Origin of the sequence: Streptomyces sulphureus DSM 40104, assembly GCF_000381025.1 — a bacterium.
In the GTDB taxonomy this organism is placed as follows: Bacteria; Actinomycetota; Actinomycetes; order Streptomycetales; family Streptomycetaceae; genus Streptomyces; species Streptomyces sulphureus.
Window position 1 is genome coordinate 239,835 of sequence record NZ_KB905814.1, and the last position, 14,707, is coordinate 254,541.

14 protein-coding genes are annotated in these 14,707 nt (G+C 69.4%); all 14 read right to left on the reverse strand.

Annotation, left to right across the window (positions count from 1 at the left end; translation table 11 throughout):
- The gene (atpA, locus tag F603_RS0105310; protein WP_019544979.1) at nt 1-1,572 is read right to left on the reverse strand and encodes a F0F1 ATP synthase subunit alpha; all 1,572 of its coding nucleotides are present in this window, start codon (nt 1,570-1,572) and stop codon (nt 1-3) included.
- A 267-nt stretch (nt 1,573-1,839) separates the two neighbouring features.
- Nucleotides 1,840-2,652, reverse strand: a complete 813-nt coding sequence (locus F603_RS0105315) for a F0F1 ATP synthase subunit delta (protein ID WP_019544980.1) — start codon at nt 2,650-2,652, stop codon at nt 1,840-1,842.
- Nucleotides 2,649-3,194 carry a F0F1 ATP synthase subunit B gene (locus F603_RS0105320; protein ID WP_019544981.1) on the reverse strand — a complete coding sequence of 182 codons (546 nt, stop codon included), beginning with the start codon at nt 3,192-3,194 and terminating at the stop codon, nt 2,649-2,651. The genes F603_RS0105315 and F603_RS0105320 overlap by 4 nt, the downstream gene beginning before the upstream one ends.
- Before the next feature lie 40 nt (nt 3,195-3,234).
- Nucleotides 3,235-3,477, reverse strand: coding sequence for an ATP synthase F0 subunit C (gene atpE / locus F603_RS0105325; RefSeq protein ID WP_019544982.1), 243 nt, complete (start codon nt 3,475-3,477; stop codon nt 3,235-3,237).
- A gap of 77 nt (nt 3,478-3,554) precedes the next feature.
- Complete coding sequence (gene atpB / locus F603_RS0105330; protein WP_019544983.1) at nt 3,555-4,382, reverse strand: F0F1 ATP synthase subunit A; 828 nt, start codon at nt 4,380-4,382, stop codon at nt 3,555-3,557.
- A 228-nt stretch (nt 4,383-4,610) separates the two neighbouring features.
- Nucleotides 4,611-5,048, reverse strand: a complete 438-nt coding sequence (locus F603_RS0105335; protein ID WP_019544984.1) for a Cg1360 family ATP-synthase-associated protein — start codon at nt 5,046-5,048, stop codon at nt 4,611-4,613.
- A 289-nt stretch (nt 5,049-5,337) separates the two neighbouring features.
- Complete coding sequence (locus F603_RS0105340) at nt 5,338-6,786, reverse strand: MraY family glycosyltransferase (protein WP_019544985.1); 1,449 nt, start codon at nt 6,784-6,786, stop codon at nt 5,338-5,340.
- 158 nt (nt 6,787-6,944) lie between these two features.
- Nucleotides 6,945-7,616, reverse strand: coding sequence for an arsenate reductase/protein-tyrosine-phosphatase family protein (locus tag F603_RS0105345; RefSeq protein WP_019544986.1), 672 nt, complete (start codon nt 7,614-7,616; stop codon nt 6,945-6,947).
- Nucleotides 7,613-8,260: an L-threonylcarbamoyladenylate synthase gene (locus F603_RS0105350; protein ID WP_016907393.1), complete on the reverse strand. Its 648-nt coding sequence runs from the start codon at nt 8,258-8,260 to the stop codon at nt 7,613-7,615. Before F603_RS0105350 ends, F603_RS0105345 begins: the two co-directional genes overlap by 4 nt.
- On the reverse strand, nt 8,261-9,106 hold the full coding sequence (gene prmC / locus F603_RS0105355; protein WP_019544987.1) for a peptide chain release factor N(5)-glutamine methyltransferase: 846 nt from the start codon (nt 9,104-9,106) through the stop codon (nt 8,261-8,263).
- Between the two features lie 61 nt (nt 9,107-9,167).
- A complete protein-coding gene (gene prfA, locus F603_RS0105360; protein ID WP_019544988.1) occupies nt 9,168-10,238 on the reverse strand; it encodes a peptide chain release factor 1 in 1,071 nt (356 codons plus the stop codon).
- Between the two features lie 141 nt (nt 10,239-10,379).
- Nucleotides 10,380-10,604, reverse strand: coding sequence for a 50S ribosomal protein L31 (gene rpmE, locus F603_RS0105365; RefSeq protein WP_016907396.1), 225 nt, complete (start codon nt 10,602-10,604; stop codon nt 10,380-10,382).
- Between the two features lie 144 nt (nt 10,605-10,748).
- Complete coding sequence (locus F603_RS0105370) at nt 10,749-11,966, reverse strand: LCP family protein (RefSeq protein ID WP_211231019.1); 1,218 nt, start codon at nt 11,964-11,966, stop codon at nt 10,749-10,751.
- A gap of 337 nt (nt 11,967-12,303) precedes the next feature.
- Nucleotides 12,304-14,397, reverse strand: a complete 2,094-nt coding sequence (rho, locus tag F603_RS0105375; protein ID WP_019544990.1) for a transcription termination factor Rho — start codon at nt 14,395-14,397, stop codon at nt 12,304-12,306.
- Between the last annotated feature and the right edge of the window lie 310 nt (nt 14,398-14,707).

Here is a 14,707-nt window from a genome sequence, read left to right on the forward strand (position 1 = left end):
TCAGTCCTCGCCCAGGAGCTTGCCGTCCGAGGTCTCGAACTGCTTCCTGAACTCGTCGACCGCGTCGCCGAGGGCCGTGAGTGTGTCGTCGGACATCTTGCCGCCCTCGACGATGCTCGTGAGCAGACCCTTCTGCGTGCGGTGCATGTACTCCAGCAGCTCGGTCTCGAAGCGCTTGACGTCCTCGACCGGCACGTCGTCCATCTTGCCCTTGGTGCCGGACCAGACGGAGACGATCTGGTCCTCGGTGGAGAACGGCGCGTACTGCGGCTGCTTGAGCAGCTCGGTCATGCGCTTACCGCGCTCCAGCGCCTGCTTCGACGCGGCGTCGAGGTCGGAGCCGAAGGCCGCGAAGGACTCCAGCTCGCGGTACTGCGCCAGGTCGACGCGGAGCGAACCCGTGATCTGCTTGATCGCCTTGTGCTGGGCCGAACCACCCACACGGGAGACCGAGATGCCGACGTTGAGCGCGGGGCGCTGGCCGGCGTTGAAGAGGTCGGACTCCAGGAAGCACTGGCCGTCGGTGATGGAGATGACGTTGGTCGGAATGAACGCCGAGACGTCGTTCGCCTTCGTCTCGACGATCGGGAGACCCGTCATCGAACCGGCACCCATGTCGTCGGAGAGCTTCGCGCAGCGCTCCAGCAGCCGCGAGTGCAAGTAGAAGACGTCGCCCGGGTAGGCCTCGCGGCCCGGCGGACGGCGGAGCAGCAGCGAGACCGCACGGTAGGCGTCGGCCTGCTTGGTGAGGTCGTCGAAGACGACGAGGACGTGCTTGCCCTGGTACATCCAGTGCTGGCCGATCGCCGAACCGGTGTACGGGGCGATGTACTTGAAGCCGGCCGGGTCGGAGGCGGGAGCGGCCACGATCGTCGTGTACTCCAGCGCACCGGCCTCCTCCAGGGAGCCGCGCACCGAGGCGATCGTGGAGCCCTTCTGGCCGACCGCGACGTAGATGCAGCGCACCTGCTTCTCGGGGTCGCCCGAGCGCCAGTTCTCGCGCTGGTTGATGATCGTGTCGACGCAGAGCGCGGTCTTGCCGGTCTGGCGGTCGCCGATGACGAGCTGGCGCTGGCCGCGGCCGACCGGCGTCATCGTGTCGACCGCCTTGTAGCCGGTCTCCATCGGCTCGTGGACCGACTTGCGCTGCATCACCGTGGGGGCCTGCAGTTCGAGGGCGCGGCGGCCCTCGGTCTCGATCTCGCCGAGGCCGTCGATCGGGGCGCCCAGCGGGTCGACGACGCGGCCGAGGTAGCCGTCGCCGACCGGGACGGAGAGCACCTCGCCGGTGCGGTACACCGACTGGCCCTCCTCGATGCCGCTGAACTCACCCAGCACGACCGTGCCGACCTCGCGCTCGTCGAGGTTGAGGGCGAGGCCGAGGGTGCCGTCCTCGAACTTCAGCAGCTCGTTCGCCATGGCCGAGGGGAGCCCCTCGACCCTTGCAATGCCGTCGCCGGCAACGCTGACCGTACCGACCTCTTCGCGCGAGGCCGCGTCCGGTGTGTACGACTGGACAAAGTTCTCCAGCGCGTCCCGGATCTCATCCGGCCGGATCGTGAGCTCCGCCATCTGGGTTCCCTGCTCTCCTTGTTGGGACCGTAAGTCACTTCGGGCCTGGGGCCGCCGCTTCGGCGACGCTCACCTGAGCTTCCCCAGGAGATCCCCTGTACGGCCCAACTCGGGCCGCTGTCGTGCTTGTTGAGTTGGTGTGGCGCCTGCGGCGCCGAGGTGCTGCCTGCTGCCCTGGGGCGTCGGCAGCGACCCGTGGTGGGCGTCCGAAGCCGCGCGGCCTCCGCCTCCCCGGCGACCGGCCTGCGGCCGATCGCCCCGGGGACGTCAGCCGGCCATCCGCCGTTCCGCCTCCCCGACGCGCTCCGCGAGGGAGCCGTCGATGACCTCGTCCCCGACCCGGACCGAGATCCCGCCGAGGATCGTCGGGTCGACGTCGAGGTTGAGGTGGACCTCGCGTCCGTACAGCTTCGCGAGTGCGGCGCCGAGGCGCTGCTTCTGCTGGTCGCTGAGCGGGACGGCGGAGGTCACCACGGCGACCGACCGGTTGCGCCGCTCGGCCGCCAGCTTGGACAGACCTTCGAGTCCGCCCTCAAGGCTACGTCCTCGCGACTCGGTGACGAGCCTGACGACCAGACGCTCGGTGACGGGCTCGGCCCGGCCCCCGAGCAGCCGGTGCACCAGCTCGGCCTTGGCCTCGCCGCCGGACTCCCGGGAGAGCGCGGCCCGCAGCCGCGGCTCCGCGCTCAGGATGCGGCCGAAGCGGAAGAGCTCGTCCTCGACGCTGTCGAGGGAGCCGTCACGCTCGGCTGCGATGAGGTCGGCGGAGTCGGCGAGTTCCTCGACGGTGTCGACGAAGTCGCGCGAGACCGACCAACGCGACCGCACCATGCCCGCGGCGAGGTCGACGACCTCGCCGCTCACCTTGTCACCGAGGACGCGCCTGACGAGTCCCGCCTTGGCCTCACCGTCCTGCGAGGGGTCGGTGAGGGCTCGCCTGAGCCCGACCTCGCGCTCCAACAGGGCTGTCACGGCGGCGAGCTCGTCGGCGAGAGACCTGGCGTCGGCCGACGTGCCGTCGGTGAGCGCCTGCAGGTTCTCGCGTGCGGCTGCCGCCGCCTCACGGCTCGCTCCGTTCATCGGCCTGCCTCGGCCTTCTCCTCGAGGTCGTCGAGGAACCGGTCGATCGTGCGGCTCTGCCTGGCGTGGTCCTCGAGGGACTCGCCGACCAGCTTGCCGGCGAGCTCGGTCGCGAGCTTGCCGACGTCCTGGCGCAGCGCCTGGGCGGCCTGCTTGCGGTCCGCCTCGATCTGGGTGTGGCCGGCTGCGACGATCTCGTCGCGCTGCCGCTGGCCTTCGGCACGCATCTCGGCGATGAGCGTCGCACCCTGCTCCTGCGCCTCGGAGCGCAGGCGAGCGGCCTCGTGGCGGGCCTCCGCGAGCTGGTCCTTGTACTGCTGGAGGACGTCGTTCGCTTCTTGCTGGGCCGCCTCGGCCTTCTCGATGCCGCCCTCGATGGCCTCACGGCGCTCGTCCAGAACCTTGTTGATGTTCGGGAGGAGCTTCTTCCAGAGGAAGAAGAAGACGATGGCGAAAGCGAGCAGGCCGATGACGAGCTCTGGAATCGGCGGGATGAGGGGGTTCTGCTCCTCCTCGGCCGCCAGCTGAACCAGGGCGTTCACATCAGTGCCTTTCGTCGACAGAGTGGTGCGTAGGGCTCAATCACTGCCCGTACACGAACGGCATGACGATGCCGATGAGGGCGAGCGCCTCACAGAAGGCGAAGCCGAGGATCTGGTTCTGGCGGATGAGGCCGGCCGCCTCGGGCTGACGGGCGAGCGCCTGGGTGCCGTTACCGAAGACGATGCCGACGCCGACGCCCGGACCGATGGCGGCGAGACCGTAGCCGACCGAACCGAGGGAGCCGGAAACACCTTCGGCGAGAAAAGTCTGCGTAGCGGACATGCTGTTTCTTCCTTCTTTTCATGCGGGCCGGTGGGGGTTGGCCACCGGTTGGCCTGAGCCGGGGAACCGGGCGGTGCTCAGTGGTTCTCGGCGAGCGCGCCCTGGATGTAGTTGCAGGTCAGGAGGACGAAGACATACGCCTGGATCGCCTGGATGAAGAGCTCGAAAGCGACCATCGCAATGGTCATCACGAAGGAGACCGCGGCGTACGCGATACCGATGCCGTTCAGCAGGTACCAGCTCGCGATCGTGAACATCACGATCAGCAGGTGTCCCGCGAACATGTTGGCGAAGAGTCGGACGGCGTGGGTGAAAGGCCGCACGAGCAGGTTCGAGAAGAACTCGATGAGCATCGCCAGCGGCAGCACGGGGCCCAGCGACTTGTCGTAGCCGGTGAAGTTCTTGAAGGCGCCGACGAATCCGTGACGCTTGAACGTCAGGCTGACCCAGGTCACGTAGACGATCAGCGCGAGCACCATCGGATAGGCGATGATCGAGGTGACCGGGAACTGGGCGAGCGGGATCACGGACCAGAGGTTCATGACCCAGACGAAGAAGAACAACGCCACCACGAACGGGACGTACTTCTCACCCTCGCGCTTTCCGAGGTTCTCGTAGACCACGCCCCTCCGGACGAAGTCGTAGCCGGCCTCGCCGACCATCTGGAGCTTGCCCGGCACGAGCTGCGGCTTGTTGAAGGCGGCCCAGAAGAACCAGACGATCGCCAGGGTGCCCACGAGGGCGAGCAGCATGGGCTTGTTGAACTCGAAGCCGCCGACCGTGAGGAGCGGCTCGAAGACGAAAGAGTGGAGCCCCGGAGCCGGGAAGCCGCAACCGTCGAAGATGTGGCAATCGGTCTCGAAGGCGAGCATCTGGTCAGCACTCACCGCGAGCTCCTTCTGCATGGCGCATGGATACGGCTACCTCGATGTGTCGGCGCGGCGCGGGGCCGCGGGGCGGCACTGGACTGGTGTTACGGATGTGGGGGCGGCGGACGGTTCGCGAGGGGCGCGGGCCGTTCCGTCGCCGGGAACCTGCCTGCTCGACCACCCGCACCTGCTGCGCCGCAGTTGGCAAAGGACGATAGCAGTTGCTCGAACGAGCGCTTATTCCGCCCCTACGTCTGCCCCGCGTCACGAACTCGCCCCCGAGGCCACCTGCTTGCCGGTCTCGGACGAATCGGGCTCGACATAAAGGATCTTGGCCTTCGAGTGCGAGACGGCCTGGCAGACGACCCAGACCACGGTGGCACCGAGCAGCGTGAAGGCGAACGCCTTGGTGTCGAAGAGCGTGGTGTTCTTGAAGACCGCCAACACGACCGCGAGCAGCAGGATCTGCGTCGTGTACAGCATCAGGCCCATGGCCTGGAAGAGGTGCGGAAAGGACTTGGCGGTCCGCTGGAGAACGATCTGGCCGATCCCCATGAAGAGGATCACCACGAACGCTCCGACGGCCGCACCGATTGCTCCTTTGCCGCCTGCAAGTACACCGCTGACCACCGCACCCGCGGCACCCGCGAGAGCGGTCGGGACGGCGCAGTGCAGCAGCATGCGGGCGTCGGGCGACTGCATGGGGCTTGCTCCGGAGGTCTTGGGGGGTTGTCGTCGTTGACGAGCGGCACCCCGGTCGATGAAGGCCGTTACTGATCAACACCGCGCCGACGGGCCGCCGTTCAGCATTTGCACGAGGACACATCGACCGGTCACCGGGGTTCGTGAACGGTATCACAAACTATTTGATGAGGTCTTTACCCGCCCCCTGTGCTGCCTGTCACATACACAGAGTTCGTTGTGTGCATCCTCCCGCACCCCCGAACTCGCCTCCCACTCACGCAGGGTGGAGCCACAGGCACTCGCCGCGCTACTTCCTGCTTCCTGAAGAGCGGCGCAGGAACGGAGTTCGGCGCTCACCGCTGGCGGTGGCGCCGTGGGGTACGGCGAACGCCGGCTCGCGCTCGGCCTCCTCGCGCCCCTGCCCCGCCTCGGCCTCTCCGTCGTCCGCGCCCTGTGTGCCGTGTGTGCGGCGTGAGGCGCCTGTTGCGAGGCCGTCCGCGGAATCCCCCGCCGCCTCCCCGCCGGGCCGTCCGACCGCCCCCTCCGGGCCGTGCGGGCCCTCAACTCCCGTACCGCGTACGTCGGATGGCCTCCGGTACCGCGGAGGCACGAGCGCGTACGCCCAGTGCGGCACGCTCGGCCGGAACCTCGGGAAGAGCAGCGCACCGAGCCCGAAGGCGCACAGCACCACGACGGCGAGGACGATCGCGAGGCTCGACGAGCGCACCGAGAACGCCACGGTGCCGAAGGCGATCAGCGCCGCCCAGAAGTACATGATGAGGACCGCGCGGCTGTGCGAGTGCCCGATCTCCAGGAGCCGGTGGTGCAGGTGGCCGCGGTCGGCGGCGAACGGCGAACGGCCGCTCCAGGTACGGCGGACGATCGCCAGCACCAGGTCCGCGAAGGGGATGGCGATGATCGTCAGAGGCAGCACCAGCGGGATGTAGAGCGGCACCATCGTGTGGACCGCGTCCTTCATCGAGCCGCCGGACTCCTCCACGAGCAGGTCGGGGTCGACCTGGCCCGTGATGGAGACGGCACCGGCCGCCAACACCAGCCCGATCAGCATCGATCCCGAGTCGCCCATGAAGATCCGCGCCGGGTGCATGTTGTGCGGCAGGAAGCCGAGGCACATGCCCATGAGCACCGCGGCGAAGAGCGTCGCGGGCGCCGCCGCCTCGATGCCGTAGCCGTACCAGATCCGGTAGGCGTACATGAAGAACGCCGCCGCAGCGATGCAGACCATGCCGGCCGCGAGTCCGTCGAGACCGTCGACGAAGTTGACCGCGTTGATCGTCACGACCACCAACGCGACGGTGAGCAGCGTGCCCTGGAGCGGCGTGAGCGCGACGTTGCCGACGCCGGGCACGGGGAGCCACAGGATGGTGAGGCCCTGGAGGACCATGACGCCGGCAGCGATCATCTGGCCGCCGAGCTTCACCAGCGCGTCCACGCCCCACTTGTCGTCGAGCACGCCGATGAGCCAGATGAGCCCGGCGCCCGAGAGGAGCGCACGCGGCTCGTCCGAGAGGTGGAACAGCTCGCCGATATTGGTGAGTTGGGAGGCGACGAGGAGCCCGGCGCAGAGGCCGCCGAACATGGCGATGCCGCCGAGGCGCGGCGTCGGCTCGCGGTGCACGTCGCGCGCCCTGATCTCCGGCATGGCCCGGGCGGCGATGGCGAACTTCCGCACCGGCCCGGTCAGCAGGTAGGTGACCGCGGCCGTGACGCAGAGCGTCAGCAGATATTCACGCACGGGCTCCCCAGAGGTCTCGCTCGAATCCTGGCCCACACCTTAGGACACCGCACCACGTGGCTCGGTTCCCCTCTCCCGCGCCGCCCGCAGGCCGCAGCCCTCCGACGGGCATACCCGGCGCAACGGCGCGCGTCCCGTGCAGCGGCATGCGCGTACGCTCAGCGGCACTCGGTGATCAGCTCGGGCGGGACGCCCGTCAGCGCCGTCAGCACCGGGTCGAGCGCCTCGATGATCTCCTCACCGACGCTCCTGAAGTACGGGATGGGGGCGCCGTACGGGTCGTAGATCTCGTCGGCGTCCGGGCTCGGTGCGAGGAGCCAGCCACGGAGCGCGGCCGCGGCCTGCACCAGCGCCCTGGAGCGCTCGACGACGCCCTCCGCCGTGCCGGCCGGCGGCAGTGTGGCCGCGTCTATCGCCTTCACCAGGCGCGTGAACTCCTTGAGCGTGAAGGTGCGCAGCCCCGCGGAGTGCCCCATGGAGACGACCTGCGCGCGGTGGTCACGCGTCGCCGTGAGAACGAGGTCGGCGCGGATGACGTGCTCGTCGAGGAGCTCGCGGCCGGTGAACCCCTCGGTCTCGGCGCCCTGTTCGTGGAGCACCTGCGCCGCGTGGTCCTCCATCGGCGCCCCCTCGTGCCCCCAGGTGCCCGCCGACTCCACCACGACGCCGCTGCTCAACTCGGCGCCCAGCCGCAGCCGGAGGGCGTGCCTCGTCAGCCGCTCGGTGATCGGCGAGCGGCAGACGTTGCCGGTGGAGACGTGGAGAATGCGGAAGACACCCGAACCCCGGCCGGGCCCCGGTATGCCACGCCCTTCGGGCGGGGTCGTCAATTGCTCACCTCAAGGTCCGGTACGACCTTCCGCAGCTCCTCCTCGCTGAGCGCGCCTGCCCGCAGGAGCTTCGGCACCCTTCGAGTGACGTCCACGATCGAGGACGGCACCGGATCGGGTGTCGGACCGCCGTCAAGGTAGACGGAGACCGAGTCGCCCAGCATGCGCTGCGCTGCCTCGCAGTCCTGCGGAGAGGCGTGTCCGCTGAGGTTCGCCGAGGAGACGGCCATCGGCCCGAACTCGGTGAGGAGTTCGATCGCCACGGGGTGGAGCGGCATCCGGACGGCGACGGTGCCCCTCGTCTCGCCGAGGTCCCAGGTGAGCGACGGCTGGTGGCGCGCGACGAGAGTGAGTGCGCCCGGCCAGAACGCATCCACCAGCTCCCACGCGAGTTCGGAGAAATCGGTCACCAGGCCGTGGAGCGTGTTGGGCGAGCCGACGAGCACGGGCGACGGCATGTTGCGACCGCGCCCCTTCGCCTCCAGCAGGTCGCCGACGGCGTCCGAGCTGAACGCGTCGGCGCCGATGCCGTAGACCGTGTCGGTGGGGAGCACGACGAGTTCGCCGCGGCGGACCGCCGAGGCGGCCTCGCGCAGGCCGGTCTTCCGGTCGGTCGCGTCGGTGCAGTCGTAACGCCGTGCCATCTAGGGCACCTCCCTGCGGGCAGTGGCAAAACGTGGCCGGTTGTTGAGGTCTGGATGGTCGGCGGCGTCGGCCCAACCGCGATCCTCCGTGAAGATCCACGGCACTAGGCCGCCCTGGGTGTCCGCGTGCTCCACCACCACCACCCCTCCGGGACGCAGCAGACGGTGCGCCGCGCGCTCCAGGCCACGGATCGTGTCCAGGCCGTCCTCCCCGGAGAACAACGCGAGCGACGGATCGTGGTCGCGGGCCTCGGGGGCTACATACTCCCACTCGGTGAGGGGGATGTACGGCGGGTTGGAGATCACCAGGTCGACCTGGCCGTCGAGTTCGGGGAGCGCGGTGAACGCGTCTGCGTGGTGCAGCGTGACACGGGTGCCCTCGGTGTTCCGCCGCGCCCAGTCGTACGCGCCGTCGTCGAGCTCGACGGCGTGCACCCTCGAGCGGGGCACCTCCTGCGCGAGGGCGAGGGCGATCGCGCCAGAACCGGTGCAGAGGTCGACGACGAGCGGCTCCGCGACGTCCATCGCGCGGACCGCGTCTATCGCCCACCCCACGACCGACTCCGTCTCCGGTCGCGGTACGAACACCCCTGCGCCCACTTCGAGTTCGAGGTACCGGAAGAACGCGCGGCCCGTGATGTGCTGGAGCGGCTCACGGGCCTCCCGGCGGGCGACGGCCTCCCAGTAGCGGGCGTCGAAGTCGGCGTCGGCGACCCGGTGCAGCTCGCCGCGGCCCACCCCGTGCACCCAGCCGGCGAGCTCCTCCGCGTCGAACCGCGGCGAGGGCACGCCCGCGTCCGCCAACCGCCTCGTCGCCTGGGCGACTTCGGCGAGCAGCACGTTCATCGCGCACTCCCTCCCACTGCGCTCTCCCCCGCCGCGCATCCGGCGGACGCCGGACGCTTCCTCACTGCGCCGCCGCCAGCTTCGCCGCGGAGTCCGCGTCGACGCACGCCTGGATCACCGGATCGAGTTCACCGTCGAGCACCTGGTCGAGGTTGTACGCCTTGAACCCCACGCGGTGATCGGAGATCCGGTTCTCCGGGAAGTTGTACGTGCGCACCCGCTCCGAGCGGTCGACCGTGCGCACCTGGCTGCGCCGCGCGTCGGACGCCTCCTTCTCGGCCTCCTCCTGGGCGGCCGCGAGGAGTCGGGCGCGGAGGATGCGCAGCGCCTGCTCCTTGTTCTGGAGCTGGCTCTTCTCGTTCTGGCAGGAGACGACGATCCCGGTGGGCTCGTGCGTGATCCGCACGGCCGAGTCCGTGGTGTTCACCGACTGACCGCCGGGTCCCGACGAGCGGTAGACGTCGATCCGCAGGTCGTTCTGGTTGATCTCGACGTCCACCTCCTCCGCCTCGGGGAGGACGAGCACACCGGCGGCCGAGGTGTGGATGCGCCCCTGCGACTCCGTCGCAGGCACCCGCTGCACGCGGTGCACCCCGCCCTCGTACTTCAGCCGGGCCCATACGCCCTGCCCCGGCTCGGTGCCGCCCTTGGTCTTCACCGCGACCTGGGCGTCCTTGAACCCGCCGAGGTCCGACTCGGTCGACGCGATGAGCTCGGTCTTCCAACCGCGGCGCTCGGCGTAGCGCAGGTACATCCGGAGCAGGTCGCCGGCGAAGAGCGCCGACTCGTCGCCGCCCTCGCCCGCCTTGATCTCCAGGATGACGTCCTTGTCGTCGCTGGGGTCGCGCGGTACGAGAAGCAGGCGCAGGCGCTCGGTGAGCTCCTCCTCGCGGGCCTGGAGCTCCTTCACCTCGTCGGCGAACTCCGGTTCCTCGGCGGCGAGTTCACGCGCGGTGGCGATGTCCTCGCCGGTCTGCCGCCATGCGCGGTAGGCGCCCACGATCGGGGTGAGCTCCGCGTACCGCTTGTTGAGCCGCCTCGCCCTGGCCTGGTCCGCGTGGATCGCGGGGTCGGCGAGCTGCTTCTCGAGGTCGCTGTGCTCGCCGATCAGCTCCTCGACAGCCTCGAACATCGTGTGGTCCCTCGTCTGGAGAAGAAAGCGGAACGGCCGTGCGGCGGCCGGGGTCGTGAGCGGTCCACCGGACCACCGCAGCAAAAGAGCGCCGGCCGCGCCACCCGTGCGGGGCGGCGGCGGACCGGCGCTGCGGCGTCGCTACTTCTTCCCCGTGCCGGCGTTCTTGCCGAAGCGGGCCTCGAAGCGGGCCACACGGCCACCGGTGTCGAGGATCTTCTGCTTGCCCGTGTAGAACGGGTGGCACGCCGAGCAGATGTCGGCGCGGATCTGGCCGGCGCCGATGGTGCTACGGGTGGTGAAGGAGTTGCCGCAGGTGCAGCTCACCTGGGTCTCCACGTACTCCGGGTGGATGTCGCGCTTCAAGGTTGCTCCTAGTGTCCGGGAGGGCGCCGGGTCGGGAGGCGGGTTGCCGCCCGTGAACCGGGACCGGCGGTCAAGTTTGCCACCTGGTGCCGCGTGCCCCAAAACCGGGTGCTCGCGCCGAGCACAGCCCCCGGGCCCGTGCCGTCAGCGCTCGTCGGCGGCCTGGTCCGCCTGGTTCGACGGCTTCGTGCCGTCCCTTATGACGCCGTCCACATCGGCCGCGTCCCCCGCGGAGTTCTTCGTCGCCGACTTCGGTATCGGACGGTCCTTCTTCAGCGCCTTCCAGACCTGAGCCGTCTTGCCGGAGATCGGGACGACGCGGTTCTCGTCCGTCGGGTCGTACCGCACGGGCAGCGTCGTCATCTGCATGTCGTCCGAGGTGACGCCCTTGAGCGTCTTCGCCAGCCCCGAGAGGTCGTTGACCGAGTCGAGGTCGGAGTCGGTGGTGAGCGCGGAGGTGGCGGTGTCGGCGAGGTCGTAGAGCCGCTTGGGGCTGCTGAACAGGCCGATGGAGTTGACCTGGTCGATGAGCGACTTCACGAACGACTGCTGGAGCTGGATGCGCCCCAGGTCGCTCCCGTCCCCGACGCCGTGCCTGGTGCGCACCAGGCCGAGCGCCTGCTCGCCGTCGAGCCGGTGGGTGCCGGCCGGGAGCGTCAGGTGGCTCTCCTTGTCGTCGATCGACTCGGTCGTCGTCATCTGGACGCCGCCGAGCGTGTCGATCAGCTTTTTGAACCCGTCGAAGTCGACCTCGACGTAGTGGTCCATGCGCACGCCCGACAGCGACTCCACCGTCTTGACCGCGCACGCCGGACCGCCCACCTGATAGGCCGTGTTGAACATCGCGCGCTTGGCGGGCGCCCCCTGGCGCTCGCTCTCGCCGTCGTCGCCCCTCTTGGCGTCCTCGTTCTTCGCGTCGCCTTCGGCCGCGCAGGTCGGCCGGTTGACGACGGTGTCGCGCGGGATCGAGACGACGGACGCACGGTCGTGGTCCTCGTTGATGTGGACGATCATCGCGGTGTCCGAGCGCGAGGAGCCGTCGTCCTGCCCGTACGAGGAGTTGTCCCCGGCCCGGCTGTCCGAGCCGAGGACGAGTATGTCCATCGACCCGCCCGGCGCGTCCTCGGGACGGTCCGTGCCGAGCGCCGCGTTGATGTCGACGCCCGAAATGTTCCCGTTGAACTTGACGTACGCGACCCCGAGCCCCGCACCGCCGAGTGCCACGGCCCCCGCGACCGTGCACGCGCCGATCACCAACGCCTTCCGACGCCGGGTGCGCGGCTTGCGACGACGGCCCGTGGGGCGCACCGCCCACGTGCGGGGCTCCCGCCCTGCCGTCCCCTCGCTGCTGTCGCCCGTCATCTTCACTTCCCTCGGTATGCGGTGTGGCTTCCTTGCTGGACGCCTGTGCCTTCGCGGCAGGGTTGCACAGTGCGCCACCGGGACGGGTAAAGCGCCTGCCAATGGAACGAGGTCGGCAAAGGCCCCCTTCTCCGCCTTTCCCCTCGGTTTTACCTGCGAGAACGCGGACTCGCTCGTCGTGCACGGCGGTCCGCTGTCCCCCGTCGGCCTGTGCGAAAGCTCTCAGGGCGTCGAACGCCGTGGTCACATACGGCGAGGGCCGTCCCACCCGATGTGGTGGGACGGCCCTCGGCCCTGCGCCCGGACGAGTGCGGTGCACTCGTCCGGGGACGGCAGCTCAGTCGCTGCCGTTGCCCGGAGTGGGCGTCGTCTTCTGGATCTGGAGCAGGAACTCCGCGTTGGACTTGGTCTTCTTCATGCGGTCGAGGAGCAGCTCGACCGCCTGCTGCTGGTCGAGCGCGTGGAGCACCCGGCGCAGCTTCCAGACGATCTGGAGCTCGTCGTTCCCCATGAGGATCTCCTCCTTGCGGGTACCGGACGCGTCGACGTCCACCGCGGGGAAGATCCGCTTGTCCGAGAGCTTCCGCTCCAGCTTCAGCTCCATGTTGCCGGTGCCCTTGAACTCCTCGAAGATCACCTCGTCCATGCGGGAGCCGGTCTCGACCATCGCCGTCGCGACGATGGTGAGGGAGCCGCCGTCCTCGATGTTCCGCGCGGCGCCGAAGAACTTCTTCGGCGGGTAGAGCGCGGTGGAGTCCACACCGCCGGAGAGGATGCGACCCGACGCCGGCGCGGCGAGGTTGTAGGCGCGGCCGAGGCGGGTGATCGAGTCGAGGAGCACGACGACGTCGTGCCCGAGCTCGACGAGCCGCTTGGCCCGCTCGATCGCCAACTCCGCGACGGTGGTGTGGTCTTCGGCGGGACGGTCGAAGGTCGAGGAGATGACCTCGCCCTTCACCGACCGCTGCATGTCGGTGACCTCCTCGGGCCGCTCGTCGACGAGGACGACCATGAGGTGGCACTCGGGGTTGTTGGTGGTGATCGCGTTGGCGACCGCCTGCATGATCATGGTCTTACCGGTCTTCGGCGGCGCCACGATCAGGCCGCGCTGCCCCTTGCCGATCGGCGTGACCAGGTCGATGATCCGCGTCGTGAGCTGGTTCGGCTCCGTCTCCAGACGCAGCCGCTCCTGCGGGTAGAGCGGGGTGAGCTTGGTGAACTCCGCGCGGCCCTTGCCGTTCTCGGGCGACATGCCGTTGACGGAGTCGAGGCGCACGAGCGCGTTGAACTTCTCGCGCCGCTCCCCCTCGCGGGGCTGGCGCACGGCACCGGTGACGTGGTCGCCCTTGCGGAGGCCGTTCTTCCGGACCTGCGCGAGCGAGACGTACACGTCGTTCGGGCCCGGCAGGTAGCCGGAGGTGCGCACGAACGCGTAGTTGTCGAGGATGTCGAGGATGCCTGCGACCGGGATCAGGACGTCGTCCTCGGCGATCTGCGGCTCGCTGACGTCGTCGCGGCCGCGGCGTCCCCTGCGGTCGCGGTAGCGGCCGCGGCGGCCGCGCCTGCCGCTGCCGTCGTCGTCGAAGTCGTTGTTGTTGTTGCCGCGGCCGCCGCCCTGGTTGTTCTGGTGCTGGGCGCCGCCGCCACCGCCGTCGTTGTTCTTGTTGCGGTTGCGCTGGCGGTCACGCTTCGACTGGCGGTCCTGCTGCTGCTTGTTGCCGCCGTCGGAACCGCCCTTGCCGTCACCGCTCTTGGAGCCTTCGCCCTTCGGCTCCTGCCTGCGGTCCTGGCCGTCCTTGGGCTGGCTGTCCTTGGGCTGGTTGTCCTTGGCGCCGTCCTGCTTCTGGGCGTCCTTGCCGGACTTGGCCTCGCCGCCCTCGGCGTCGGACTTGGCGCCCTGGCCGCGGCGGTTGCGGCGCTCGGCCTGCTCGTCGCCGTCGGTCTGCACGGGGATGTCGATCTGCTGCTGCCGCTCGTCCTCGTCGCCGGTGCGCGCCTTGGAGGTGGCGCGCCGCTTCGGCTTCTCCGACGCGGCCTCGGCTTCGGACTCGTTCTCCGCGGCCTGCTTCGCAGACCCCTTCGCGCCCTTGGAAGGCGCGGACTTCTGCTCCGACGAAGCAGCCGACGAGCTCCCGGAACTCGACGAACTCCCGCCTGCCTGCCTCTCCTTGATGACCTCGATCAGTTGGCTCTTGCGCATCCGCGCGGTGCCCTTGATTCCGAGTTGGGAGGCGACTTGCTGAAGCTCGGCGAGGACCATGCCCTCAAGGCCGGTGCCGGAGCGCCGGCGCCGGGGTGCGGCACCGGTGGAAGCGTCCGTGGCAGGCCCGGCGGCACTCTCGGCGGAGCTGCCGGCGGCGTTTGCGGCTCCCTGACCCTCAGGCCCGGAAGGAGCGGCGTTGACGCCCATCAGATCGGTGGTGTCGCTCACGAAGGGTCCTTCCCTGGAGCGGACGTCGGCCCTACTGGCTCGGCGACCGGTTGTGCTGTCCGGCTCGAGTCCTTGCACTGCGGACCTGACCGGGACGGTGGCCCCGCCTGGATGTACGGCGGGGAGATCAATTCAGTGGTTGACGCGAAGCTGTGATTCGGGGCTTCGTGCCGACTCCGGAGCGTGCTCGACGCTGCCTGGATGCGATCACGCAGAGTGGGAGACTCCTGGAAGAAGTGGTGGTCCCTGCCGGGCCTGCCAGGTCCGAGATAGTGCCGCACTTTACGTGCCGTCACAGATATCTGCGGGA

Coding starts and splice junctions, on each gene's coding strand:
- atpA (WP_019544979.1), bottom strand. CDS start 1,572: ATGGCGGAGCTCACGATCCGGCCGGATGAGATCCGGGACGCGCTGGAG.
- F603_RS0105315 (WP_019544980.1), bottom strand. CDS start 2,652: ATGAACGGAGCGAGCCGTGAGGCGGCGGCAGCCGCACGCGAGAACCTG.
- atpE (WP_019544982.1), bottom strand. CDS start 3,477: ATGTCCGCTACGCAGACTTTTCTCGCCGAAGGTGTTTCCGGCTCCCTC.
- atpB (WP_019544983.1), bottom strand. CDS start 4,382: ATGCAGAAGGAGCTCGCGGTGAGTGCTGACCAGATGCTCGCCTTCGAG.
- F603_RS0105335 (WP_019544984.1), bottom strand. CDS start 5,048: ATGCAGTCGCCCGACGCCCGCATGCTGCTGCACTGCGCCGTCCCGACC.
- F603_RS0105350 (WP_016907393.1), bottom strand. CDS start 8,260: ATGGCACGGCGTTACGACTGCACCGACGCGACCGACCGGAAGACCGGC.
- prmC (WP_019544987.1), bottom strand. CDS start 9,106: ATGAACGTGCTGCTCGCCGAAGTCGCCCAGGCGACGAGGCGGTTGGCG.
- prfA (WP_019544988.1), bottom strand. CDS start 10,238: ATGTTCGAGGCTGTCGAGGAGCTGATCGGCGAGCACAGCGACCTCGAG.
- F603_RS0105370 (WP_211231019.1), bottom strand. CDS start 11,966: ATGACGGGCGACAGCAGCGAGGGGACGGCAGGGCGGGAGCCCCGCACG.